Here is a 25,581-nt window from a genome sequence, read left to right on the forward strand (position 1 = left end):
GAGTAGGGTTGCTGTTGAGTGCCGCCGAGCAGCCCGGACGGACGCCAGTAAAACGGCCGTGAGAGGACAAACGTGTTCTATTGGGTCATGAAGAGGATCTTCCTTGGTCCTGTTCTCAAGCTCCTGTTCAGGCCATGGGTCAAAGGGCTGGACAACGTCCCCGAAAACGGCCCCGCAATCCTGGCGTCCAACCATCTGTCCTTCTCGGACTCCATCTTCCTTCCCCTGATGGTGGATCGGCCGGTGATCTTCCTTGCCAAGTCCGAGTACTTCACCGGCAAGGGCCTCAAGGGCCGCTTGACCGCGCTGTTCTTCAGGTTGAGCAACCAGTTGCCCATGGACCGTTCCGGCGGCGCCGCATCGGAGCTATCCCTGCAAGCCGGGAAGGACGTCCTGAATTCCGGTGGGCTGTTGGGCATCTACCCGGAAGGCACCCGGAGTCCGGACGCCAAGCTCTACCGCGGCAAGGTAGGTGTTGCACGACTCGCACTACAAACCCGGGTCCCTGTGGTGCCGGTAGCCATGATCGGCACGGAAAAGGTCCAGCCCATTGGCAAGAGGTTGCCGAGCATCCGGCGTATCGGCGTGATCTTCGGGCAGCCCTTGGACTTTAGCCGCTACTACGGCATGGAGGATGACCGGCTCATTCAAAGGGCCGCAACTGACGAAATCATGTACGAACTCATGCGGCTTTCCGGCCAGGAGTATGTGGACGAATATGCCGCAGTGGTCAAGGCCCGGTTGGATGGCAAAGGCCCTGGGACGGTAGGGAAAGTCAAGGCAGCCGAGGAGGCACCTTCAGACATTGCCGATGACAAGGACGAACCCAAGGAGGATGGGGGAGCAGGCAGCGGGGCACTGTGACGCATCCGGCAGTGACAGTTACGCCTGCAGTGCCCCAACCTTGGCGGAGGCTACTACTCTTGAAGGGTGACTGAGCTAACCGCGAACACCGCAACCCCTGTAGTAGACCCACTCGCCAGCACCGCCCAGAGCGGGGCCGCAAATTACCCCGGGCTCGACGCCTGGCGGGACCTGCCTATTTCCCAGCAGCCCACGTGGTCTGACTCAGAAGTCTTCAAGGCCTCCGTTAAGGAACTTTCCGTCGTTCCGCCGCTGGTCTTTGCCGGCGAGGTGGACGTACTACGGGAGCGCTTGGCTGCGGCCGCCCAGGGCAAGGCTTTCCTTCTGCAGGGTGGAGACTGTGCGGAGACCTTTGAAGCCGCGACGGCCGACAAGATCAGCGCACGCGTCAAAACGATCCTCCAGATGGCCGTGGTGCTCACGTATGGTGCGGCGATGCCGGTGATCAAGATGGGCCGGATGGCAGGCCAGTTTGCCAAGCCCCGCTCGTCCAACGATGAAACGCGCGACGGCGTGACGCTTCCCGCGTACCGCGGAGACATCGTCAACGGCTACGATTTCACACCGGAGTCCCGCGCGCACGACGCCGGCAGGATGCTGCAGGCTTACCACACCTCGGCGTCCACCCTGAACCTCATCCGGGCGTTCACCCAGGGCGGCTTCGCAGATCTTCGCCTGGTCCACCAGTGGAACAAGGGCTTCACGGAGAACCCGGCACATGCCCGGTATGAGTCCCTTGCCCGTGACATTGATCGTGCCATCATGTTCATGGACTCGTGTGGCGCTGACTTCGAGGCGCTCAAGCGTGTTGAGTTCTTCGCCAGCCATGAGGCACTGCTGCTGGACTACGAGCGAGCCCTGACTCGCATCGACTCGCGTACCGGCCTGCCGTACGACACTTCCGCCCACTTCCTCTGGATTGGCGAGCGGACCCGCGAACTCGATCATGCCCACGTGGACTTCCTGTCCCGTGTGCGGAACCCCATTGGCGTCAAGCTTGGCCCCACCACCAGTGGTGACGACGCCCTGCGCCTTATCGACAAACTGGACCCGAACCGCGAGCCCGGCCGCCTGACATTCATTACCCGCATGGGTGCCAAGAACATCCGCGAGAAGCTGCCAGCCGTCGTCGAGCGCGTCACTGCTTCAGGTGCCCAGGTACTCTGGGTGACGGACCCGATGCACGGCAACACAGTGACCTCGCCCAACGGATACAAGACCCGCAACTTCGACGACGTGATTGATGAAGTACGTGGATTCTTTGAAGTACACCACTCCCTGGGTACGGTGCCGGGTGGCCTGCACGTCGAAATGACCGGCGACGACGTCGCCGAGTGCCTGGGTGGCGCAGATCCCATCGATCAGGACGCTTTCCTGGACCGCTATGAGTCCGTTTGCGATCCACGTCTGAACCACATGCAGTCCCTCGAGATGGCATTCCTGGTGGCAGGCGCCCTCTCAAAGAGGTAGTAGATACAAGAAAAGGGGCGGTCCGGACGAATCCAGACCGCCCCAGTTTCTATAGTCTGCGCTAGGGTGGAACGGCTAGACCACCGTTAGGTTAACGGTTGAACCTTCCGGCGCTTCTGGGCCTGCTGGGCTCTGGTCGCGGACGATTCCCAAGAAACCGCCGAGGACATTGGTGATCTTGACTTCGAAACCCAGTTTGCCAAGCTCCTCCACGGCCTTCTTGGCCGGCTGGCCAACGTAATTGGGGAGTTTGACCATTTTGGGTCCCTTGGAGACGGTAAGGGTCACTGTTTCGCCGCGGACAAGTGTGCCATTGCCAGGCGTCTGTGCCACCACGGCGCCCTTGGGCACGGTTTTGTCATTGACCGTCTCTGGGGCAATGACTGCCTTCAGGCCAGCATCCTGGATGGCCTTCACGGCTGCGTCCTGGGGCAGGCCGCGCACATCGGGGACAGGGATGGGTTGGGGTCCCTTGGACACCACAAGGGCAACCGGCGTGCCGTGGCGTACTTCCTTGCCCTGGGCGGGGTCCTGGGAGATGACAACGCCTGCTGGGATCTTTTCGTCGAATGCATCAGTGACGGTGCCGAGGGTCATTTGGGCGGCATTCAGCGCTGTCTTTGCTTCATCCAACGTCCCGCCTGCCAGCCCAGGCAGGGCAAAGAGTTGTGCGCCTTTCGAGACGAATAGCGCGATGGGTTGAAACTTCCGCACCACCTCCCCGGACTTGGGTTCCGTCCCGACGGCGAGTCCAGCCTGGACGTCGTCGTCGAACACGTCCTGGGGCTCGGATTGGAATCCTGCTGTGCGCAGGAGTTGCTGGGCTTCAGCTACGGTTTTGTTCTTGACGTCCGGAACGGTGCCGGGAGACCCAGGGCCCATGCCAAAGAACCAGCCGGCAGAACCTGCCAGCAGCGCAAGGATCACGATCACGACCGTCCAAATAGCAGCGCGGCGGCGGGGATTGCCTTCACGCAGGGGACGCATTGGGGTGGAGGCAGCCCGGGCCCGCTCCTTAGCCTGCTGCCGTTCCAGCTTTTTCTGCTCCCGCTTGCCGGGTTGACGCAGGTCATCGTCCACACCGGGGAGGGCCAGGGCGGCATTGAGCGGTTGCCGCGCTGACGTTCCAGACGCTGCCATGACGGTTGTCGGGTTGCTCTGGTGGGAAATGAATTCGGTGGGCGACGCTGACGTGGCAAGGGCCTCGGTTGGATTTTCCTGGGGATTGGCCGGCGAGCTGACCGCCGCAGCGGAACCGGCGGGGGAGAGCGGGCGTGAGGACGGCTGCCTATGGTCCAGTTGCTCGTCGCTGAGGGAGGTCCGGATGTGGCGCAACTCGGACAGCAAGGCAGAGCCGTCCACCGGCCGGTTCTCGGCATCTACCGCAGTACACCACTGAACGAGTTCGTCCAGGTCTTCAGCAAGTCCGGGAGCGGCCTCGGAAGGGCGGCCAACCACGGCATTGACATGCTGGTATGCCACCTGGATCGGCGACTCGCCAGCATAGGGCTGCTTGCCCGTGAGCATCTCGTAGAGCATGATGCCCGCCGAGTAGACATCGCTCCGGGCATCAGCTGCTTTGCCGAGCACCAATTCGGGAGCCAGGTAAGCGACCGTGCCGATCAAGGCACCGGTACTTGTGGTGGCCGTGACAGCCCTGGCCAATCCGAAGTCGCCTACCTTGATCCGGCCGTCTTCGGCTATCAGGACGTTCTCGGGCTTGATGTCGCGATGGATGAGCCCTGAGCCGTGGGCTGCCGCTAAACCTTCGATGACCGGATCGATCAAAGCCAGGGCCAAGCGCGGTGGAAGCGCTCCCTGCTGGTTGATGACGTCACGAAGCGTATGGCCTTTGACATACTCCATCACCAAATAAGCGATGTGCCCGTCCTCGCCTTGGTCCAGCACGCTGACAACATGAGGATGTGAAAGGCTCGCGGCGGCCTTGGCCTCGCGGCTGAGTCGCTCCAGGAACGTCTCGTCATTGGCCAGATGGGGGTGCAGGACTTTGAGGGCCACGTCGCGCTCCAGGCGCTGGTCCGTGGCCAGGTAAACAGTGGACATCCCGCCCCTCGCAAGCCGTGAGCGGACGTGGTAGCGCCCGTCCACAGTGGTCCCGATGAGGTGGTCCTGCGTTGGTTCTTGCACCATACGATCCTAAACGAGGCAGGGAAGAGGCCCGAATCCGCGGGGATCCGGGCCTCGTCCAAAGGTGCTTGGGGCGGCTTAGCCGAAAGTGCGTTGCCGGGCTTTGATCGATTCGACGTAGCGCTTGGTGTCGTCGTACATGCCGTACTTGCTGACCGAGTACTGCCCCTGGTAATAACCGGCGATGGCGTTGTCGAGATCCTTACTGGTGGCGACAAGTGCCCTGATGATCGCGACGCCGGCCGTCGCATTGTCATACGGATCCAGGAGATTGAGCTTGCGCCCCACCAGATCAGATGCCCACTGCCCGGAGGAAGGAATGACCTGCATGGTGCCAATGGCGTTGGCTGGGGAGACCGCACGCTGGTCGAAGCCGGATTCCTGCTCGGCAAATGCCAATGCCAATGACGGGCTGACTCCCATTCGGCGGGCTGTATCAGCCACGATCGTTTTCATTTCATCCCGGCTGGGGACAGGCGAAGCGTTCAGCAGCGCCTTGTTCTCGTTCGCCGAGCTGACCACCGCCGGCGGGTAAGTGAAGCCGAGGAATGAACTCGGCACCAGTGGCTTGGTCTCCCCGGCCGGCTGCAGTGACGTGGTGCCCGGGATGGTCAGCTTCTGTCCCGGGTAAATCACGGTGGTAGCAGAAACTGTGTTGACGCTCATCAACGCCGACAACGATACGTTGTGACGCGACGCAATCGAGCTCAGGGTGTCGCCCGCCTTGATGGTGTAGGAACCTGTGCTGGCCACCGGGGTGGCCGCTGGCGCCGGTGCAGGAGCCGAGGGAGCTGACGGTGCAGAGCCGCCACTGACCTTGATCTTCTGGCCAGGGTAGATGATGGAGCTGCCACTGAGGTTGTTCCAGCTGAAGATGCTGGACAGTGGTACTCCGTGCCGGGCAGCGATGGCGCCCAGCGTATCCCCGGAAACCACAGTGTAGGTGGTGGCGTTTGAGGGTGCAGCCGGGGCCGGGGCCGGGGACTGTTCAGGGGCGGCCGGAGCGGTGCCTGTCAGTTTAATGGTCTGGCCAGGGTAGATCAGCGTTGTTGCCGTGAGCTTGTTCAACTGCAGGACAGCGGACGTGTCCAGGTTGAAGCGCCGCGCAATGGCACTGATCGTGTCTCCGCGGACGATCTTGTACGTGTCCGGCACGGAGGGGGCCATGGGCTGCAGGGCGGCAGGAAGCGTTGCGGCAACCGCCTGGGCAGGAATGACGTTTCCCGCTTTGGCCGCTTGGGCCTGCATGGCTGCAGCGAGGGTGGCGGGAACCTTGCGGGGCTGAGGTGCCGGCGTCGCCATGGCTGGCTGGGCCAAGGCAAGCGAGGACAAAACCACAGCGGGAAGCGCAGCCGTGGTTGCCGCAATTACCGGCATGCTCATGGTTCGTTTCGGCGAGCGGGGCGTCGTCATGGAGTGTGTCCTCATCTCAGCAGCGGGAATAGGTTTGTGTTGCCGCTGTTACCAGTGTTGCCAATGTTACTGATGTTATCAATGATGCAAGTGTGATCAGTGTGAATCTCTCACACTTATTCAATCGGCACAACAATTCCCGCCGTCCGGAAATCACCTCGCCGAATTCATCCGCATGAAAAGGTGACTTTCGCCCGCCCGCAGGGACCGCCGTCGCACTCCGGCTAGGCGAGTGGCAGCCCGGCGTGGCAACCTTGTTCCGTGAGTAATGTAGAAAGCCTTGTTTCCGACTGGATGCCGCTGCCGGATGTCGCCGAGCTGCTGGGAGTTTCCATCACCAAAGTCCACGGACTGCTGGATGAGCGCGCGCTCGTGGCTATCAGGCGGGGAGAACGGAATATCCGGTCGATCCCGGCGTTGTTTATCCAGGATGGACACGTCGTGGACAGCTTGAAGGGAACCATTGCGGTCCTCAGCGATGCTGGTTACAACGACGAAGAACTTATCGTGTGGTTGTTTACGCCCGACGATTCATTGCGGGGACGGCCTATCGATGCGTTGCGCGAAGGACGCAAGACGGAGATTCGGCGTCGCGCCCAGTCCCTCGCTTGGTAGTTGGTTAACGGGCAGCCTGAATTCCGTTAGAAGCAGTTAAAGAGCGGACGACGGCGGTTCCTGACCGCCGTCGTCGTCTCAACCAGTGGGAATAGCCCCGTTAGTCAATTGGAATAAGCCCGCTCAAGCGGCCCGACTGACAGCCGCCTCAGCCAGTTGGCGCAGTGCCGTGAGCGGTAATTCTTCCAGCGGCAGCTGTTCCAGAGCCGCAAACGCTTGGTCGCTCAGCTCGGCAATTAACGACTCTGTGGCGTCAAGGGCTCCGCAGTGGACCATAATATGGCGGATTCTGGAGACTTCGTCCTCGCCCAGATCCTGCTTTCCCAGCATTTCGTCCAGGTATGCCGCTTGATCCGTGGGAGCCAGGTTAATGGCAAATCCAACCAGCACAGTCCGTTTGCCCTCGCGGAGGTCATCCCCCGCAGGTTTTCCCGTTGTTTCGGGATCACCGAAAACGCCCAGGACGTCATCACGTAGTTGGAAGGCCTCGCCGAGCGGCAATGAAAATGCTGAATATGCCTTCAGCAACTCCTTTGAGGCGCCTGCCAACGCTCCGCCCAACGCCAAAGGATGCTCGGTGGAATACTTTGCGGACTTATAGCGAATGATGGAGGTGGCCCGTTCCACTGAACCCGCGCGATCGCGTACAGGGCCAGCTACTTCCTCAAGGATGTCCAGATATTGCCCGGCCATCACCTCGGCACGCATGAGATTGAATATGCGGCGGGCCTCGCTTCCGGATGCTGCCCTGGGACCTATTTCCGTAAAGGATTGCTCGCTGAAGGAGAGGCAAAGATCGCCGGTCAGGATTGCCGCTGCATGCCCGAACCGTTCATTGTCCAGGGCCCATCCGTTGGCCTCGTGGAGTTGGCTGAAGCGACGGTGCACACTGGGACCCCCGCGGCGGGTATCGGAACGGTCAATGATGTCGTCATGGATCAGGGCCGCAGCTTGGAAAAGTTCGAGGGCACAACCGGCTGTCAAGATGTCCGCGTCCCTTGCCGTGCCGCCCGCACCGCGCCAACCCCAGTAGCACATCAGCGCACGAAGTCGCTTTCCGCCTGTGACGAGATTCGATATCGACCCCATCAAAGGTGCGACATCCGGTGAAATCGTGGCCATCATGTCCTGCTGGACCGCCAGGAACTCGTTCAACTTCCCGGCTACGCCGCCAATAAACTCGTGTTGCTCCGTGTGGAGTTGGGAAACGGGCGTCACTTGACGGACCCGGCCGCCACGTTGGCGCCAATGGTGAATGTGGAAACGCCTTCCTTTTGCCTTACAGACACATTTACTGTTTCACCGTCACCGCGAATGAAGTCGATCGACGTGACGTTTCCTACGGCTTGGGCGCCCGGAACAACCTTGAATCCTTGGGCTTCAAGCGAGGTCTTGTAGTAGTCCACCACGCTTTCCGGCGGAGCTTTGACAGTTCCCACGAGGGCAACTGTGGCAGGAGACGCGTTTTTGTCGTAGCTGCTGGAACGAACCGACGTCTTGGGCATCACAGCGATGAGTTGTTCCGGAAAGCCGGGGACCAGTGCGCCGACTGTGGCCGTCGCACCGGGTGCCGGTACGGCTGAACCGGACGAGCCAGGAGTCTGTGACGAAGACGGGGAAGTGGCTGGGGAAGAGGGCGCTGCCGTGGCGGAATCAGAGGGGTTCCCCGATCCGGATGTGGCCGCCGGGCTGCTGGGGGACGGAGTACAGGCGGAGACCGCCAGGGCGACACTCGCTGCGAGCAGGGCAAACCCTCGCGATTGAGGAGTTCCAAAGAGCTTCACAGGGGTATCCTTCCTTGGGCTGACGGGGGACTGTGCCTCCAGTTTAGTCAGTGGCCGGGCATAGTATTGCCGTTGTGAGGCAGGAAGCATTCGGTAGCGCCCAAAGCGCGGGTCGCGAGCCAGCCCGCAGCGCTCAAGATGCCCTGCGGGAACAGCGGCGAACCAGCATCCTGCATGTGGACATGGACGCGTTTTTCGTTTCCGTGGAATTGCGTAGCAGGCCTGAACTGCGTGGCAAGCAAGTGATCGTCGGCTTTCCTGCTGAACGTTCCGTAGTGTTGTCGGCATCCTACGAAGCCAGGGCCACAGGTGTGAAGTCGGCGATGCCCATGGCTATTGCCATGCGCATGTGCCCGGGCGCTGTCATCATCCACCCCCGCCACAAGCTCTACTATGAGGTCTCCGCGCAGCTCATGGAGATCTTCGCGTCCATCACGGATCTTGTGGAGCCCCTGAGCGTTGACGAGGCCTTCCTGGACGTCGGCGGTGCAATCCGGCGGCTCGGATCGCCCTTGGACATCGGCCACCTCATCCGCCGTCGGGTTCGGACTGAACTTGGTATCACCGCTTCCGTGGGGATTGCCGGGACCAAGTTTGTGGCGAAGATCGCGTCCACCCGTTGCAAGCCGGACGGCATTCTCCAGATCGACGCCGAGGACACCATTCCTTACCTCCACAGCCTGCCGGTCAATGCCCTCTGGGGCGTCGGCGGCAAGACGGCCGAGGTACTGGCTCGCCTGGGCATTCGGACAGTGGCTGACGTGGCGGCTACGCCTGTGGCATCGCTGAAAAAGGTCCTTGGCGCCAGCGGAGAGCATGTGCACCAACTGTCCATGGGGATGGATCCCAGGCCAGTCACTCCCACCAGGCTGGAAAAGAGCATCGGGGCGGAGGAGACCTTCACCACAGACTCCGCAGACGACGCCTTGCTGAACAGGGAGCTCCTGAGGTTGTCCCATCGCACGGCGGCACGGCTGCGCAGTTCGGGGATGCTGGCCCGGACCGTGGCATTGAAAATCCGATTCGCCGACTTTTCCACTGTGACCCGCAGTAGGACGGTGCACACTCCCGTTGACAGCGCCCAGCTGATTTACCAAGTGGCCGTGCAACTACTTGAGTCCCTGGGAACCCGCTCCATGAGCGTCCGTCTTGTAGGTGTCCGCGCGGAGCAGTTGGAACCTGCGGACCAAGCGTCCATGCAGCTCAGCCTTGACCGGCGGGATGACAACTGGCGGGCCGCGGAACAGGCCCTTGACCGCGTTGCGGAACGCTTCGGCTCCAAAACGCTGCTCCCGGCAAGGCTCCTGGAACCGGGCAAGCTCCTGGAACCGGGCAAGGCTCCTGACGCTCAATGAGCCAGCCCTGCGATGCCGGGCAGGTGCCTTCCACGCGTCTTTCAGAACAGCGTCCGACAAACTATCCTAATTAGTACAGATATTTAGATCGTCTGGACAGCTGTTTCCTGAGCAGTCGGTCCCGGGATGTCCGCTAACAAAGCGGAAATTTTTTGGGAACGCTTTTCTTGGCCCGTTCGTTTTGGAAGCAGACGCACAGGCCGCGATTCGTCCAGACGCTGGCTGACTAAAGGAGGTCGCGATGCCCCTCTCGGAGCATGAACAGAAGCTGCTTGAGCAACTTGAGAAGCAGCTTCATGAGGACGATCCGAAGTTTGCCAACACCATGGGTTCGGATCCCATCCGCAGCTGGTCAACCCGGCACGTGATAATTGGTGTACTCGGTGCCATCGCCGGCATTCTCTTGCTGCTTGTCGGCGTGTCACTCCAACAGATTTTCGTTGGTGTCCTCGGCTTCGTCGTGATGGGCGCGGGTGTCTACTTCGCGACTCTTCGGGGTGCGGCGTTCGGCAAGGCCCGGAAGGGTAAAACCGGAAAACCAAAGTCCAAGAGTTCGTTCATGAGCAACCTTGAGGAGCGCTGGGACGAGCGTCGCCGCGACGACAATTGAGCGTGGCTACCTGCATTAACCCGGAACTGGATCCTTTCGAAGCGACGTTTCCTTAATTACCTGTGCCAGTAAATGGTGCACGCCCCTGACTTGCAGGGGACACAAAAAAGACCCGTTGGCGGGTCTTTTTGCGTTTAACAACGCTGTCCTCCACTTTCCACCCCCCGGAGGCTTGGCAGCCCGCTATGGATCCGCAGCGCGACCAGCCTTGGCGCTGATTCCACCCAGGCGCACGGAGCCACTCCAGGCCTTCCCTTAGTCCTCCACTTCCCCCCACGCGCTTGGATCCGCGCGATTACGCGGCTGTCGAAACTCAAAGTGGTGGAGAAACGCCCGAACGTGCGTTGACTGTGGGGCTTTGTGGAGTAAAGTGGAGCGCATAAGAGGGTATTGGCAGTGTTGGGTATGAACGGGCACCTTGACTGAGGGGCGGTGGGCCGGTGTTTCTTGGCACCCATTCCCCACGCCTTGATGAAAAAGGCCGGATCATACTTCCCGCGAAGTTCCGCGAGGAGCTTGCCGAGGGCCTGGTTCTCACAAGGGGTCAGGAACGCTGCATTTACGTCTTCAGCCAGAAGGAATTCGAGCGCATTCACGAATCGATGCGGGAGGCACCACTGTCCTCCAAGCAGGCTCGTGATTACATTCGGGTTTTTCTGTCTGGAGCCTCTGACGAGGTACCTGACAAGCAGGGGCGCGTGACGATTCCACCGGCGCTCCGGGCCTATGCAGGGCTTGGCCGGGAATTGGCAGTTATTGGTGCCGGCACCCGTGCGGAGATCTGGGACGCCGAGGCTTGGAATGAATACCTCGCCGAGAAGGAAGCAGCCTTCTCGGAAACCGACGACGACAATCTGCCTGGGTTCATCTAGCCGGGTCGGATGGGGCCCTGGCCCTGGTTCTTGGATGGGATCTCCAGCCGCCCATCGAACTGTCTTCCTGGCTCAACTTCCCCTGAGCCAGGCCGGCGGAACGATAGGCGCGGATGGGGATCCGATCCAAGGAACTGAATGCAAGCGATTGAGGAAAGAGGAGGCAACGTGGAAGAGCAGGACGCGGCAAAGCCCACATCTGAGCGCCACGTGCCCGTCCTGAAGGACCGCTGCATCAACTTGCTCGCCCCCGGCTTCGAAGCGGCGCGGTCCAGAGGTGAGACTCCAATCGCTATCGATGCCACCCTGGGCATGGGCGGCCACTCCGAGGCCATGCTGCAGCGCTTCCCGGACTTGCACCTCGTGGGGATCGACCGCGATGAGGAAGCGTTGGCCTTGGCCGGCGCGCGGCTGGAACCGTTCTCCGACCGCACGGATCTGGTTCATGCGGTCTATGACGAAATCGAGGACGTCCTTGCCGATCTCGGCATCCCGGAAGTCCACGGCATCCTCATGGACCTGGGTGTCTCGTCCCTGCAGTTGGATGAGCGTGAACGCGGCTTCGCCTATTCCTATGACGCGCCACTGGACATGCGGATGGATACCAGCCGCGGACAGACAGCGGCGGACGTCGTCAATAACTACAGCGAAGAAGACCTGGTTCGCATCATCCGCAAATGGGGTGAGGAAAAGTTTGCCGGCAGGATTGCCAATCGCATTGTGAACGCCCGCGCGGAGAAGCCCTTCGCCACCACCGGAGAACTCGTTGAGCAAATCCGTGGTGTAGTACCTGCTGCTGCCGCCAAGAGTGGTGGCCACCCGGCAAAGCGGACCTTCCAGGCGCTGCGTATCGAGGTCAACGAAGAGCTCGATGTCCTGGAACGGGCCGTTCCGGCCGCCGTCGCTGCGACCGCAATGGGCGGGCGGATCGTCGTCATGTCCTATCACTCGCTGGAGGACAAGATCGTAAAGGCCGTTTTCCAGGCCGGATCCAAGTCCTCTGCTCCGCTCGGATTCCCCGTTGAACTCGAAGAACACAAACCCGAACTGAAAACGCTGACCAAGGGCACGGAAGTGCCCACGGCCGCAGAAATTGCCGAGAACCCGCGCGCGGCGTCTGCCCGACTCAGGGCCGTGGAGCGCATCAAGCCAAGGAGAGTCGCATGAGCACCGCCGCAGCGAAGACACTGCCCTCCGTGGTGGGCAACACCGCCCGGGCACTCCCGGCTCCGGCCGGTAAGCCTGACGCCGGTCGCAGGGTGCGTACGCCGCTCTCGCTTGTGCGCAGCGCCCCAGGGAAGCGGCGTACTCCGTTTGTTGTCCTTTGCTTCGTGGTCATGGCGGCTGCACTGCTGACGGTGCTCGTGCTGAACATTTCCGTATCCACAGCCCAGTACCGGTTGGTGCAGCTCAAATCTGAAGCAGCCACGCTGAACAAGGAAAACCAGGACCTGACACAGAAGAAGCAGAACTTCGAGGCTCCCCAGAATCTGGCTGCAAAGGCTGCAGAATTGGGAATGGTACAGTCCACCGTCAAGGGCCAGATTGATCTGAACACCATGGCGGTCACCGGAAAGGCAACCCCGGCTGTCAAGGGAGACAACCCCGCGGCCGTGATCGCCCCTCCGGCCGTTGCTGGCCAGCTTGATGTGGTTCCCTCGGTGACTACCAGGGATCCATTGGAGAACCTCAAGCCGGCAACACCTGCAGCGCCCGCGGCCACATCGGCTGCGCCTGCTGCCAAGCCGGCAACCCCGGCAGCCGCGCCCGCGGAGCTTCACGGGGGATCCGTTCCCGCTCCCCAGCAGAAGGCACCAGGGCACTAGCCCGCAAGATCACCGAAGCAAGGCCAGCAGCAAGGAATCAACGTGGCGCAAAACCCCGGCAAATCAAAAAAGACGAAGGTGCCGGCGGCAAGGAAGCGGCTCCGGGTTGGTCTTGGCATCATGCTGACACTGCTGTTGGTGGTGGGCGGGAAACTCTTCATGGTCCAAGGCCTTGATGTCGGTGGCATGGCGGAAGCCGCCCTTGCCAACCGCCTCACGCCACAGGTACTGCCAGCCGAACGCGGCAGGATCCTGGACGCCAACGGTACCGTCCTGGCCAGCAGCGTCATCCGCTACAACATCGTTGTGGATCAGGTCCTGAACACTGCCACTGCTGAATTCAAGCGGTACAACGAGAAGACTGAAGAAGTAGAGACGGTCTCGCGCGACCAAGGGATCTCCGAGTTGGCATCGCTCCTTGGTGCCGACGCTGCCAAGGTCAGGGAGTCGGTGACCGGTGACAAGAAGTACTTCACGGTGGCCAAGGATGTGAAACCCGAGCTTGAAGACCGAATCTCCAAGCTGCATATTCCCGGTGTAGCTGCCGAAGGCGTCAGTAAGCGTGTCTACCCGAACGGCAGTGTGGCCGGCGGGGTGGTGGGATTCCTCCAGGACGGCACCACGGGCCAGGCGGGCATCGAGCAAACCCAGGACGAAGTTCTCCGGGGTACCGAGGGCAAGCGCGTTTTCGAGATCGGTGCCGATGGCCTCAGAATCCCGGTGGCTACCGATGAGCTCACGCCGGCAGTGGATGGAAGCGACGTCAAGCTGACCCTCAACACGGACATCCAGTACTTCGCACAGCAGGCTATCCAAAGCCAGGTCAACAAGATGAACGCCGAGTGGGGTTCGATCATTGTGATCGACACCAAGACGGGCAACCTCATTGCCTTGGCGGACACGAACGCTCCGGACCCCAACGACCCCGGAAAAGTTGATGCCAAGGACAGGGGTGTGCGTTCTGTGACGGCCGCCTACGAGCCCGGGTCGGTCGAGAAGATGATTACTGCCTCTGCGGTGATCGAGGAAGGTAAGTCCTTCCCGCTGGACCATTTCACCATCCCACCGTCCTACACCATTGATGGCCAGACGTTCACCGATGCGTTCGAGCACGGCACCGAAGAACGCACGCTGGCCGGAATCCTGGGCTGGTCCATGAACACCGGTACCGTCATGGCCGGGAGCAGGCTGACCAAAGAGCAGCGCTACGAATGGTTGAAGAAATTTGGCGTCGGCGAACAAACGGATATTGGCCTTCCCGCGGAGGCCACGGGTATCCTCGCCAAGCCCGATCAGTGGGATGAACGCCAGCAATACACGGTGCTGTTCGGTCAGGGCGTTTCGCAGTCCACGCTGCAGACCGTGCGGGCCTTCCAGTCGATCGCCAACGACGGTGTGATGTTGCAGCCGAGGCTCATCGATAGCTACATCACCCCGGAGGGTGAAGAGCAGAAGGTTCCCGCCAAAGAGTCCCGGCAGGTGGTGTCCAAGGAAACTGCCCAACAAATGCGGGACATCCTGGAAAGCGCAGTGACCGAGGGGCAGATCAAGGACGCAGCCATTGATGGCTACAGGGTGGGCGCCAAGACAGGAACCTCACAGGCGCCCCGCGAGGATGGCCTTGCAGGCTTCGACGGCTACACGGCCTCGATGGTGGGCATGGCGCCCATGGATGACCCCCGGTTCATTGTGGAAGTCGTCCTGCAGCGTCCGAGGGGAAATATCTACGGCATCACCAATGGGCCGGTGTTCCGTTCCGTCATGTCCCAGGTCCTCAGGACCTACAACGTGGCGCCATCCACCGGCACCCCCGCGCGCCTGCCGCAGTTCGTCAAGTAAGCTTCTTGGGCGTCTGTTTCGGCCAAAGAATTTGATCCATCACTACCGACTGGGCGCCGCTGGCCCCAAGCCGGTCGTTCCACCGAGCATCAACGGAGAACCACGTGTCAGAGCACAATGAGGCCGCTTCCCACGCCGCGACGCCGGAGGCAAGCACATCCGGCTTCCGCCCGGCATCTGTGGCTGCCGTGCCTTTGTCCACCCTTGCAGAAGCGTTGGGTGTCGCCGTCCCGGAGGACGGCGACAGCAGGGGAGTGACGGGTATCTCGCTGAACTCCCGGGCCGTTGAACCGGGTGATCTTTACATGGCCTTGCCTGGGGCCTCGCGCCATGGTGCTGACTTCGTCCCGCAGGCGGTCGACGCCGGCGCAGTCGCCGTTGTCACGGACGACGCCGGGGCGCGGCAGCTTGCGCTGGCAGGCGAGCAGCCCGTACCGGTTCTTATCGTCGAAGAGCCGCGGACCGTCGTCGGGCGCTTGGCGGCCCTGATCTACCGCAGCCAACCGGACGACGGCGGGTTCCCGACGCTGTTTGGCGTGACCGGGACCAACGGCAAAACGACCACGACATACTTCATCAACTCCTTGCTCCGTGCCCTGGGCAAAACGCCGGGGCTCATCGGAACGATCGAGATCCTGGCCGGCGGAGATCCTATTCCGAGCCTGTTGACCACGCCGGAGTCCACCGACGTCCATGCACTGCTGGCCAAGATGCGGGAACGCGGGCTGGAGGCGGCCTCCATGGAAGTGTCCTCCCATGCCGTTGCCTATCACCGGGTGGACGCTGTGATGTTCGACGTCGCCGGGTTCACGAACCTGACCCAGGACCATCTGGACCTGCACGGCAGCATGGACGAGTACTTCCGTACCAAGGCGGAGCTGTTCACCGCCGGACGGGCACGCAAGGCTGTGGTGATGGTCGATGACGAGTGGGGCCGCGAGCTGGCGCGAACAGCGGACATCCCGGTCACCACCCTGGCTGCAACGCAAGGCGTCCCGGCGGACTGGTCCGTCGCCTCAACCACCGCCCGTGGACTCGGCACCGATTTTGAACTGCGGCATGCAGACGGCCGTATCCTGCGCGTACACACCGGCCTGCCGGGTGACTTCAACGTTGCGAACGCCGCCCTGGCTACCATTATGGTCCTGGCATCGGGCACAGACGTAGAGGCACTCCAGGCCGCACTCGATGCCCATGACCCCTTTACCGTTGCCGTTCCTGGACGCATGCAACTGATCTCCACTGCGCCGGCCGCCGTGGTTGACTTTGCCCACAATCCTGATGCACTGGCCCGCGCACTCCAGGCTGTCCGGTCGCGTGAAGAAGGCTCGCGGGTGATCGTGGTGTTCGGGGCTACCGGGCAACGGGATCAAAGCAAGCGTCCGACGATGGGGGCCATCGCCGCTCGCTTGGCAGACATCGTCATTGTCAGTGACGACGACCCCCATGATGAGGATGCAGCGGCTATCCGGTCAGAGGTCCTTGGTGGTGCCCACGCAGCCCGTGAGGCCGGGAACCTGAACTGTGAAATCATCGAATCCTCGCCGCGGGATGCCGCTATCCGACTCGCAGTCGACTTGGCCACAGCAAAGGACACTATCCTCATCGCAGGTCGAGGCCACGAGGTATGGCAAGAGGTGAAGGGCGTCAACCTGGCCCTGGACGACAGAGTGGAATTGCGAGCCGCCTTGACATCCAGGGGATTCAGCGTTTCAACGGACCAGCGGATAGAGTCCTAAACCGAGATGATTGCACTTACTGCGGCGGATATCGCCCACATCACCCACGGCCGCCTAACCGGAGACGGGGACATCGTGCCCACGTCCGTCGTTACTGATTCCCGGGAAGCCACACCTGGTTCGCTCTACGTGGCGAAGCCCGGCGAGCACGCACATGGCCATGACTTCGTTGACGCTGCCTTCGAGCGGGGTGCCGTCCTGGTCCTGGCAGAACGCGCTGTCACCGACGTCGATGGCAAGCCGTATCCCGCCGTCGTCGTTGACGACGCCGTCCTCGCTATGGGGGCCCTAGCTGCCGAAGCCGTCCGCCGCATCCGCTCTGCCCGGGAGCAGCGCGGCGAGGAATTCACGGTGATCGGCATAACTGGTTCTGCCGGCAAGACCACCACCAAGGACCTCCTTGCCGGTGTGTTGTCCCAGGCGGGGCCCACGGTTGCGCCGCAGGGTTCATACAACGGTGAGGTCGGCGTGCCCCTGACGGTCTTTGCTGCCGATACGGAGACCAGGTTCCTCGTCATCGAGATGGGCGCCACTGGCATCGGCCACATCAAGTATCTCGCTGAGATGGTGCAGCCCGATGTTGGTGTGGTGCTGGTGGTCGGCACGGCCCACGCAGGCGAATTTGGTGGTGTCGGGAACATCGCCACGGCCAAGGGCGAACTCGTTGAAGCGCTCAGTGAGCACGGCACGGCAGTCCTGAACTTGGACGATGGCCGCGTTGCCGCCATGAAGACCAGGACCACGGCCAGGGTCCTGGGCTTTAGTGCCTCCCCGGCGACCAACGAGGACGTCGAGGCCCGCAACGTTGTGGTCAACGCCGAGGGCCACCCCGAATTTGAACTTGTACTGCCCGACGGCGGCCCTTCCGTTCACGTCCGAAGCCGCCTGATCGGCGGCCATCACGTGACGAACCTGTTGGCGGCGGCTGCTGCAGCGTTTGCCGCGGGCATCCCGGCGGCAGACATTGCTTCCTCGCTTAGTTCACAGTCTGCTGCCAGCAGGTGGCGCATGGAACGAACCGAACGCCCTGACGGTGTCACAATCATCAACGATGCGTACAACGCCAATCCCGAGTCGATGCGGGCTGCACTGCGCACCCTCGCTGATCTTGGCCAGGGCAGGCGGACATGGGCTGTCCTTGGCGCCATGCTCGAGCTCGGAGAGGATTCCATCCGGGAACATACTGCCGTGGGCACGCAAGTGGTTCGCTTGAACATTTCCAGGCTGGTGGTGGTGGGGCGCGAAGCCCGGGCCCTATATATTTCGGCCATCCAGGAAGGTTCGTGGGGGGACGAATGTTCGTTCACGGAAACAGCCGAAGAAGCTTACGAACTCCTGCAACGAGAGCTGCAACCCGGAGACCTGGTGTTGTTCAAGTCCTCCAACGGCGTGGGGCTGAGGCATTTGGGTGATCGGATAGCATTACCCCCACGGGCCGAGCCCACCGGGGAAAGCGCGGTTGAAGATGCCGCAAGCGAAGGGAACGAGCTGCTGTGATTGCACTTTTGATCGGCGCCGGCGTCGCTCTTCTGGTGGCCCTGATAGGGACGCCGCTGTTTATCAGGTTCCTGGTGACCAAGAGTTATGGACAGTTCATCCGCGACGACGGACCCACCTCGCACCACACCAAGCGCGGCACGCCCACCATGGGCGGAACGGTGGTTGTTGCCGCGGTGCTGATCAGCTACTTCGTGACTCACTTGATCATGTGGATGATGAACCCGCGCTCTCCCGGCCCGTCCGCCTCCGGCCTGCTTTTGCTGTTCCTCATGGTCGGAATGGGCTTTGTTGGCTTCCTGGATGACTACATCAAGATTTCCAACAAGCGCAGCCTGGGGCTGAATGCCCGCGCCAAGCTGATCCTGCAGGCCGCAGTTGGCATTATCTTTGCCGTTCTTGTGCTGCAGTTTCCCAACGAGGACGGACTCCGTCCGGCTTCCACACAGATTTCCCTTGTCCGCGACATTCCCTGGCTGGACCTTGCCTTCGGCGGTACCGTCCTGGGGGCCATCCTTTTCGTTGTTTGGTCCAACCTCATCATCACCGCAGCTACCAACGGCGTGAACCTGACCGACGGCCTGGACGGCCTTGCGTCGGGAGCATCGATCATGGTGTTCGGCGCCTACACGATCATGGGAATCTGGCAAAACAACCAGGCCTGCGGTTCGCCCCGTGAGGCTGGCAGTGGGTGTTACCAAGTGCGGGACCCCATGGACCTGGCGCTCCTGGCGGCAATACTGAGCGCGGCCTTGGTGGGTTTCCTGTGGTGGAATACCTCACCGGCCAAGATCTTCATGGGGGACACCGGCTCCCTGGCAATCGGTGGCGCTGTTGCCGCCTTCGCGATCTTGTCACGCACGGAACTTTTGCTGGCTTTCATCGGCGGGCTGTTCGTCCTGATCACCCTTTCTGTCATCATCCAGGTGGGTTTCTTCAAGCTGTCAGGTGGCAAACGCGTCTTCAAGATGGCCCCGCTCCAACATCACTTCGAACTGAAGGGATGGGCGGAGGTCACGGTTGTTGTCCGCTTCTGGATCCTGGCGGGGCTCTTCGTGGCTGCAGGTCTTGGAATCTTCTACGCTGAATGGGTGGTACTGCTGTGAACGCAAACCAGGAGAGCGCGCCGTCGGCCAACGACCGGCTCAAGGATCTCACCAGCTGGGACGCCGACTGGAGCGGGTTGCGCGTGGTGGTGACGGGGATTGGCGTATCCGGTTTTGCTGCCGCAGATACGCTCATCGAACTTGGCGCAAAGGTTGTTGTGGTGGATGCCGCCACCACGGCCAAAGCCAAGGCACAAGCGGACACCTTGAAAATCGTGGGCGCGGTGGATGTCCTGCTCGGCGAAGAAGCAGTCAAGGTTCTGCCGCTCATCGACGGAAACAAGCCGGAACTCGTTGTGACTTCGCCGGGATGGCGTCCCGACCAGGCCCTGCTGGCCGCTGCCAAGCGCAAGCACATTCCCGTGTGGGGAGACGTCGAATTGGCATGGCGCGTCCGCGAACGTGCCGGCCGGAAGACTGCTGACTGGCTCACCATCACCGGGACCAACGGCAAGACCACCACGGTGGGCATGACCGAATCCATGCTGCAGGCAGCCGGACTCAAAGCCATCGCGGTGGGCAACGTAGGCACGCCCATCCTTGACGCGCTCAGGGATCCAGTGGAGTACGACGCTTTTGCGGTGGAACTCTCCAGCTTCCAGCTGCATTGGAGCCAATCGTTGTCTCCGGTAGCCAGCGTGTGCCTTAACGTCGCAGAAGACCACGTGGACTGGCATGGCTCTTATACCTCGTACCTTGCGGACAAGGCCAAGGTCTACGAGAACACCCAAAAAGCAGCTATCTACAACGCCGACCAAATCGAAACCGAACGCATGGTGGAGAACGCCGACGTCGTGGAAGGTTGCCGCGCGATCGGATTCACCACGAACACGCCTGGCATCAGCATGTTGGGAGTCGTGGACGGGTTGCTGGTTGACCGCGCTTTTATCGAAGAGCGTAAGGACTCAGCCGCCGAACTCGCCTCCATCTCCGATCTTGGGCCAGTGGCACCCCGCCACATGGTGGCCAACGCCTTGGCCGCCGCAGCCCTCGTGCGAGCTTATGGGGTTGAGCCTGTCGCCGTGAGGCAGGGCTTGGTCAACTATCTGCCAGGCGCGCATCGTATCCAGCTCGTGGCCAAACACAACGACGTCCTATGGATTAATGATTCAAAGGCCACCAACCCCCACGCTGCCTCGGCCGCTCTTTCCGCTTTCCACAACGTGGTATGGATTGCCGGCGGGCTCTCCAAGGGCGTGAACTATGACGACCTCGTCAAGGAGCACGCGGCCCGCTTGAAGTCCGTGGTGCTCATCGGCACTGATACGGAGGCCCTGGAAGCGTCCCTCCAGCGACACGCACCGGATGTCCCGGTGATAGCGCAGCCCAAGGGCGACACTGAAAGTGTGCAGACCGCGGACGGTAACGCCTCCTCGCCGATTTTCGGTGAGACCATCATGGCCCAGGCTGTGGAGGCAGCAGCCGGCGTGGCTGAGCCAGGTGACACCGTGCTCATGGCCCCAGCGGCTGCATCCATGGATCAGTTCTCTTCCTACGCTCACCGTGGCGACGCTTTCGTCCAGGCAGTACGCGAGCTCGTGGAAGGGCAGGCACAGACCACCGAGGAGTAGCAATGGTCAGCACGCCCACCCGCGGCCGCGGCAAGGTTTCCGGGGACGTCGAAGCCAAGGCTCCGCAGGCTGCCCCCAAACAGCCCGCCCGGCTCCGGGGACACCTTCGCTCCTTCTGGGAAGGCCTGGAGGGCAAGAGCAAAGCCCCCAACAGCTCCACGTACTACCTCATTCTTGGATGCGCCCTGGCCCTCACGGCCATCGGTGTGATGATGGTGCTTTCCGCTTCCAGCGTCGAAGCGATCTCGGAAGGCAAGTCGCCGTATGCCGACGCCCTGAAGCAGGCGATGTTTGGTGTGGTCGGACTCGTGGCGATGTACCTGATCTCCCGGACAAACGTCAGCTGGATGAAGAGATTGTCCTGGTGGGGACTCGGCGCCGTTGTGGTCCTGCTGATACTTGTCCAGGTTTTCGGTCGCAGCACCCTGGGCAACCAGAACTGGATCGACATCGGCGGCATCAGCATCCAGCCCTCGGAAATTTCCAAGTTGGTTCTTTGTGTTTGGATCGCGGCGGTCCTGGCGCGCAAGGAGAAGTACCTGCATCGCTGGATGCACGTCATCATCCCCGTGGTCCCCGGCGCTGGCCTGGTCCTTGGGCTGATCCTGGTTGGCAATGACCTGGGTACCGCGATCGTTGTCATGGCCATTGTGGCTGCAGGGTTGTACTTTGCCGGGGTTCCTACCAAGATGCTGGCAATTGCCGGCGTCGCAGGAGCCGTCGGCGCTGCGGCCATGACAATCATCAGTCCCAACCGGATCTGCCGGGTGACGGCTTGGCTGGGCATGGCAGGGGATTCCTGCACCGCAGACTCCGACTTCACGTACCAGTCCACCAATGGCATGTACGGATTGGCGCAGGGCAGTTGGACCGGACTCGGACTGGGGCAAAGCCGGCAAAAATACAACTGGCTTCCTGAGGCCCATAACGACTTCATCTTTGCCATCATCGGCGAGGAACTTGGACTGGTGGGGACTCTTGTGGTCCTCGTGTTGTTCGCCATCCTTGGCATCGCCATTTTCCGCGTAGTGGTCCGGCAGACCGATCCGTTCCAGCGCACGCTCGCCGGTGGCATTATGGTGTGGCTTCTGGGACAGGCAAGCATGAACATGGCCGTGGTGACCCAACTGCTTCCCGTGATTGGCGTCCCACTGCCTTTCATTTCAGCAGGCGGCTCGGCCTTGGTGATGTCGCTGTGCGGCGTGGGCGTAGTGTTGTCCTTGGCCCGCGGACAGTTGCCACCACAACAGCGTCCCCGGCTCCTGCCGCGTCGTTTGTCCAAGACCGCACGAAAGCGTAAATAGCACTTCATGACTTCAGATTCCCCCCACGTGTCCAAGCCGTTGTCCGTCGTGCTTGCAGGCGGCGGTACGGCCGGCCACGTCAGTCCGTTGCTGGCCATCGCGGACGCAATCAAGGAAAAGCGTCCGGAAGCTGCCATCCTGGCTGTCGGCACGCCGTCGGGCCTGGAAACCAGGCTTGTCCCGGCCGCCGGGTACGAGCTCGCCACTATCGACCGCGTCCCGTTCCCACGGAAACCGGGCCTTGACTTGCTGAGGCTTCCCGGGCGCCTTGCGGGAGCCATCAAGCAAGCGGGTCGAATCCTGGACGACGCACAAGCAGATGTCCTTGTGGGGGTGGGAGGCTACGTGTGCACGCCCATGTACCTTGCGGCGCGCAGGCGCGGTACGCCTATCGTGATCCATGAGGCCAACATGAAAGCGGGGCTTGCGAACCGCGTAGGCGCACGCTTCAGCCGCCACGTCGCCGTAGCGTTTGCCGGCACGCGGCTCCGGGGTGCCCGCCACGTTGGAATGCCGATGCGACGTGCGATCTCTGGACTCGATCGAGCCTCCAGCGGCCCGGCTGCCAAGGCTTCGCTGGGCTTTAATCCGGACCGTCCTGCCTTGATCGTGACCGGCGGGTCTTCGGGTGCACTGAGTATCAACCGGGCAGTCGTTTCCGCTTTGCCCGCCTTGGCTGCTGCCGGGATCCAGACACTGCACATCACCGGTACAGGCAAGGCCGTCCTGGATAACGACGGCGGCCTCCTCGCCGCTGATGGCTACAGGCAGGTGGAGTACGTACACGGGATGGAGAATGTCTATGCTGCCGCAGACATCCTGCTGGCGCGTGCCGGCGCCGCAACCGTCAGCGAAGTAGCAGCCGTAGGGGTTCCTGCTGTGTTCGTGCCCTTGCCCATCGGCAACGGGGAACAAGCGCTCAACGCAGCCGCCCTGGTGGAAGCTGGTGGCGCCTTGACGGTCGACGACAAAGAATTCACCCCGGAATGGCTCAAAGACGAACTTATTCCACTCGTTTTGGATCGCGGCAGGCTGGACGACATGGCCCGCAGATCCGAGGCGCTCGGCATCAGAAACGCTGATCAGCGCATGGCTGATCTTGTCTTGGAAGCGGTATCCGCATGACCCACGCAAATGCACCTCTAGAGTCCCTCGGACGCGTACATTTCATTGGCATCGGTGGGGTGGGAATGTCTGCCATCGCCCGGATCATGGTGGCTCGTGGCGTTCCTGTAAGTGGTACGGACGCCAAGGACCTGCCGGTCATGCACGATCTTTCTGCCGCGGGTGCCCGCATCGCCGTCGGATACGATTCCGGCAACCTGGGCGATGCCCAGACCGTGGTGGCCGGTTCCGCAATCCGTTCGGACAATCCTGAGTTGTCCGCGGCACGCGAGGCCGGTTTGCCCGTGCTGCATCGATCCGAGGCATTGGCTGCAACAATGGACGGCCACAGGGTTGTCACTATCGCCGGCACCCACGGCAAGTCGACCACCACGTCCATGGTCGCCGTCCTGCTCAAGGAAGCAGGGTTGGATCCGTCGTTCGCCATTGGCGCGAACGTCCCGGCGCTGGGGGTCAACGCGGCCCACGGATCCTCGGATATTTTCGTCGCGGAAGCGGACGAATCCGATGGCTCGTTCCTCAATTACCGTCCGCTCATCGCCGTCGTTACCAACGTGGAAGCCGACCACCTGGACCACTATGGAACCGCGGAAGCTGTTTTTGCCTCCTTCGACAACTTCGTAGCACTCCTGCCGCCGCACGGAGTCCTCCTGGCATGTGCGGACGACGCCGGCGCCCGCGCCCTTGCAGACCGGACAGCTGCCAAGGGAACCACGCGCGTTCTTACGTACGGAACAGGTCACGACGCCGATATCCTCCTCCAGGATGGGGGGCCGGGTGATGTCTCCGTTGCGGTGGACGGCGCCCGTCACACGCTGAACCTGCAGGTTCCCGGACGGCACAACGCCTTGAACGCGGCCGCCGCATTCGCCGTCGCGCTGGAACTTGGCGTAGCGCCCGAAAGGGCGGCCGAAGCACTGGGGCACTTTACCGGTGCGTCCCGGCGCTTTGAACTCAAAGGCCAGGGGAGGGGAGTGCGCGTGTACGACGACTACGCCCACCACCCAACCGAGGTCCGTGCCGCCTTGTCCGCCGCACGCTCGGTGGCTGGCGGCCACAAGGTCCACGTTCTCTTTCAACCGCACTTGTTTTCCCGTACCCGGGAGTTCGCCGCGGAGTTTGCAGCGGCCCTGGACACCGCGGACACGGCGCTGGTCCTGGACATCTATCCTGCACGTGAAGACCCCATCCCTGGGGTCACCAGTTCGTTGATCGCCGACCGGTTGTCGCAGGGGCGGCTGGTCTCCAGTAACGAAGCCGTGGAAGCTATTGTGGCCGCAGCCGGCGAGGGGGACATAGTCCTGACCGTGGGAGCCGGAGATGTTACCGCTTACGGTCCGGTGATTGTGGAGGCGTTGGGTGGCTAGCACCCGCAAGCCGACCTTCAAGCCCGGGCTGGAATCCAACCGGGAGAAAAAGAGCCGTCCTGCCGGGAGCTCCCCGCAAAGCGTCATCAGCGCCCAGCGCACCCTTGAGCCATCTGCACCGCAGGGCGCGAATAAACCGGACACCGCGGACAATGTCATTGTTTTTCCGGAGCCGAAGGGGCGCCGGAAACGCAGGCTGGCCGTGTGGACGTTCTCCATTGTGGCCGCCTTCGTGGCGGCGCTCATAGCGGGCGCAATCTATTCGCCTGTACTCGCGGTCCGGACCATCACTGTGGACGGCACCAAGCTGCTGACGCCCGACGCTGTGCAGAAGGCCTTGTCAGGGATGCAGGGCAAGCCATTGCCGCAGGTGAACGAGCAGGAAATCAATGAGCTCCTGCAGCCCTTGGTCCAGGTCCGTTCGGCAACGGTGGAGGCCAGGCCGCCGTCGGAATTGCTGGTCCACGTCAACGAGCGCGTGCCCGTGGCGCTGTTGAAACAAGGTGACTCGTTCACGATGGTGGACGTCGACGGCGTACAGCTGGGAGCCACGCAGGACCAGTCATCCGTGGCGTTGCCCTTGATCGACCCCGGCGCAGGTGCCACCAACACTGGGTTGTTCAAAGCGATTGCGGCGGTCCTGAACACCTTGCCGGCCGATGTGCTTGCCCGGATGTCCACCGCCTCCGCCGCGTCGGTCGATGCCGTTGAGCTAAAACTCGTGGATGGAAAGACGGTAGTGTGGGGCAATGCCGAGGACAAGGAACTGAAGGCGAAGGCGCTTGAGGCCCTGCTGAAGATGCCGCCGGATCCCAAAGTTCCCGTGAACGTCTACGACGTCAGTGTGCCCCGGCATCCATTCACCAAATAAAGAGCATTGAGCGCGTAACCTGCGGGCCTCGGTGACCTTATTTCGCGACAATCAAGCGACACGCGCAAGCGGTCATTGCATGTGCGAAGCGGAGGAAATACCGTCGCAGTAGAGTTACTTGACATAACTATAACCTTCAACTAGAGGGTTAAGGTCCAAGAATTCAAGTTGGACTCGATCAGTTTCGCTATAGGACACAAGCAAG

General features: G+C 61.8%; 21 protein-coding genes. 17 read left to right on the forward strand and 4 right to left on the reverse strand.

The features are described 5' to 3' along the window. Positions 1-72 precede the first annotated feature (72 nt). Together ACZ5G6_RS08790 and ACZ5G6_RS08795 are read left to right on the forward strand one after the other, a co-directional pair. The gene (locus ACZ5G6_RS08790; RefSeq protein ID WP_498690817.1) at positions 73-864 is read left to right on the forward strand and encodes a lysophospholipid acyltransferase family protein; all 792 of its coding nucleotides are present in this window, start codon (positions 73-75) and stop codon (positions 862-864) included. 66 nt (positions 865-930) lie between these two features. Continuing rightward, complete coding sequence (locus ACZ5G6_RS08795) at positions 931-2,334, forward strand: class II 3-deoxy-7-phosphoheptulonate synthase (RefSeq protein WP_223936670.1); 1,404 nt, start codon at positions 931-933, stop codon at positions 2,332-2,334. Positions 2,335-2,409: 75 nt separating this feature from the next. On the opposite strand, the gene pknB is transcribed toward ACZ5G6_RS08795, so the two are convergent. Then, the gene (gene pknB, locus ACZ5G6_RS08800) at positions 2,410-4,485 is read right to left on the reverse strand and encodes a Stk1 family PASTA domain-containing Ser/Thr kinase (protein WP_498690822.1); all 2,076 of its coding nucleotides are present in this window, start codon (positions 4,483-4,485) and stop codon (positions 2,410-2,412) included. 75 nt (positions 4,486-4,560) lie between these two features. Continuing rightward, entirely contained in the window at positions 4,561-5,895 is a 1,335-nt protein-coding gene (locus ACZ5G6_RS08805) for a lytic transglycosylase domain-containing protein (RefSeq protein ID WP_223936673.1), read from the reverse strand. A 261-nt stretch (positions 5,896-6,156) separates the two neighbouring features. On the opposite strand from ACZ5G6_RS08805, the gene ACZ5G6_RS08810 reads away from it, so the two are divergent. Next, entirely contained in the window at positions 6,157-6,510 is a 354-nt protein-coding gene (locus ACZ5G6_RS08810; protein ID WP_223936674.1) for an Rv2175c family DNA-binding protein, read from the forward strand. Between the two features lie 123 nt (positions 6,511-6,633). Here ACZ5G6_RS08810 and ACZ5G6_RS08815 read toward each other — a convergent pair whose 3' ends face one another. Next, positions 6,634-7,728: a polyprenyl synthetase family protein gene (locus ACZ5G6_RS08815; RefSeq protein WP_223936675.1), complete on the reverse strand. Its 1,095-nt coding sequence runs from the start codon at positions 7,726-7,728 to the stop codon at positions 6,634-6,636. Further along, a complete protein-coding gene (locus ACZ5G6_RS08820; protein WP_498690825.1) occupies positions 7,725-8,294 on the reverse strand; it encodes a hypothetical protein in 570 nt (189 codons plus the stop codon). Before ACZ5G6_RS08820 ends, ACZ5G6_RS08815 begins: the two co-directional genes overlap by 4 nt. Positions 8,295-8,368: 74 nt before the next feature. Here ACZ5G6_RS08820 and dinB point away from each other — a divergent pair, with 74 nt between their 5' ends. The 14 genes from dinB (at position 8,369) to ACZ5G6_RS08890 (ending at position 25,376) form a co-directional block, all read left to right on the forward strand. Further along, the gene (gene dinB, locus ACZ5G6_RS08825; protein WP_498690827.1) at positions 8,369-9,649 is read left to right on the forward strand and encodes a DNA polymerase IV; all 1,281 of its coding nucleotides are present in this window, start codon (positions 8,369-8,371) and stop codon (positions 9,647-9,649) included. Positions 9,650-9,890: 241 nt separating this feature from the next. After that, complete coding sequence (locus tag ACZ5G6_RS08830) at positions 9,891-10,259, forward strand: SCO2097 family morphological protein (protein WP_223936680.1); 369 nt, start codon at positions 9,891-9,893, stop codon at positions 10,257-10,259. A gap of 440 nt (positions 10,260-10,699) precedes the next feature. Next, complete coding sequence (gene mraZ / locus ACZ5G6_RS08835) at positions 10,700-11,131, forward strand: division/cell wall cluster transcriptional repressor MraZ (protein ID WP_223936683.1); 432 nt, start codon at positions 10,700-10,702, stop codon at positions 11,129-11,131. 138 nt (positions 11,132-11,269) lie between these two features. Continuing rightward, positions 11,270-12,298 (forward strand): 16S rRNA (cytosine(1402)-N(4))-methyltransferase RsmH, encoded by a 1,029-nt coding sequence (rsmH, locus tag ACZ5G6_RS08840; protein WP_498690831.1) that lies wholly within the window; start codon positions 11,270-11,272, stop codon positions 12,296-12,298. Further along, a complete protein-coding gene (gene ftsL / locus ACZ5G6_RS08845) occupies positions 12,295-12,957 on the forward strand; it encodes a cell division protein FtsL (RefSeq protein WP_223936688.1) in 663 nt (220 codons plus the stop codon). The genes rsmH and ftsL overlap by 4 nt, the downstream gene beginning before the upstream one ends. 42 nt (positions 12,958-12,999) lie before the next feature. Beyond that, positions 13,000-14,796, forward strand: coding sequence for a peptidoglycan D,D-transpeptidase FtsI family protein (locus tag ACZ5G6_RS08850; protein ID WP_223936689.1), 1,797 nt, complete (start codon positions 13,000-13,002; stop codon positions 14,794-14,796). Between the two features lie 104 nt (positions 14,797-14,900). Next, the gene (locus tag ACZ5G6_RS08855; RefSeq protein ID WP_498690837.1) at positions 14,901-16,535 is read left to right on the forward strand and encodes a UDP-N-acetylmuramoyl-L-alanyl-D-glutamate--2,6-diaminopimelate ligase; all 1,635 of its coding nucleotides are present in this window, start codon (positions 14,901-14,903) and stop codon (positions 16,533-16,535) included. Positions 16,536-16,541: 6 nt separating this feature from the next. Then, positions 16,542-18,032 (forward strand): UDP-N-acetylmuramoyl-tripeptide--D-alanyl-D-alanine ligase, encoded by a 1,491-nt coding sequence (locus ACZ5G6_RS08860; protein ID WP_498690839.1) that lies wholly within the window; start codon positions 16,542-16,544, stop codon positions 18,030-18,032. Then, complete coding sequence (gene mraY, locus ACZ5G6_RS08865) at positions 18,029-19,138, forward strand: phospho-N-acetylmuramoyl-pentapeptide-transferase (protein WP_223936692.1); 1,110 nt, start codon at positions 18,029-18,031, stop codon at positions 19,136-19,138. Before ACZ5G6_RS08860 ends, mraY begins: the two co-directional genes overlap by 4 nt. Beyond that, on the forward strand, positions 19,120-20,709 hold the full coding sequence (gene murD, locus ACZ5G6_RS08870; protein WP_223936697.1) for a UDP-N-acetylmuramoyl-L-alanine--D-glutamate ligase: 1,590 nt from the start codon (positions 19,120-19,122) through the stop codon (positions 20,707-20,709). The genes mraY and murD overlap by 19 nt, the downstream gene beginning before the upstream one ends. 2 nt (positions 20,710-20,711) lie before the next feature. After that, positions 20,712-22,013: a putative lipid II flippase FtsW gene (gene ftsW, locus ACZ5G6_RS08875; protein WP_223936699.1), complete on the forward strand. Its 1,302-nt coding sequence runs from the start codon at positions 20,712-20,714 to the stop codon at positions 22,011-22,013. Between the two features lie 6 nt (positions 22,014-22,019). Beyond that, a complete protein-coding gene (gene murG / locus ACZ5G6_RS08880) occupies positions 22,020-23,138 on the forward strand; it encodes an undecaprenyldiphospho-muramoylpentapeptide beta-N-acetylglucosaminyltransferase (RefSeq protein WP_498690845.1) in 1,119 nt (372 codons plus the stop codon). Further along, positions 23,135-24,505 (forward strand): UDP-N-acetylmuramate--L-alanine ligase, encoded by a 1,371-nt coding sequence (gene murC / locus ACZ5G6_RS08885; protein ID WP_223936702.1) that lies wholly within the window; start codon positions 23,135-23,137, stop codon positions 24,503-24,505. Before murG ends, murC begins: the two co-directional genes overlap by 4 nt. Further along, positions 24,498-25,376 carry a cell division protein FtsQ/DivIB gene (locus ACZ5G6_RS08890; RefSeq protein WP_498690848.1) on the forward strand — a complete coding sequence of 293 codons (879 nt, stop codon included), beginning with the start codon at positions 24,498-24,500 and terminating at the stop codon, positions 25,374-25,376. The genes murC and ACZ5G6_RS08890 overlap by 8 nt, the downstream gene beginning before the upstream one ends. Positions 25,377-25,581 lie beyond the last annotated feature (205 nt).

It is taken from the genome of Arthrobacter sp. TmtSoilC51, assembly GCF_055388015.1.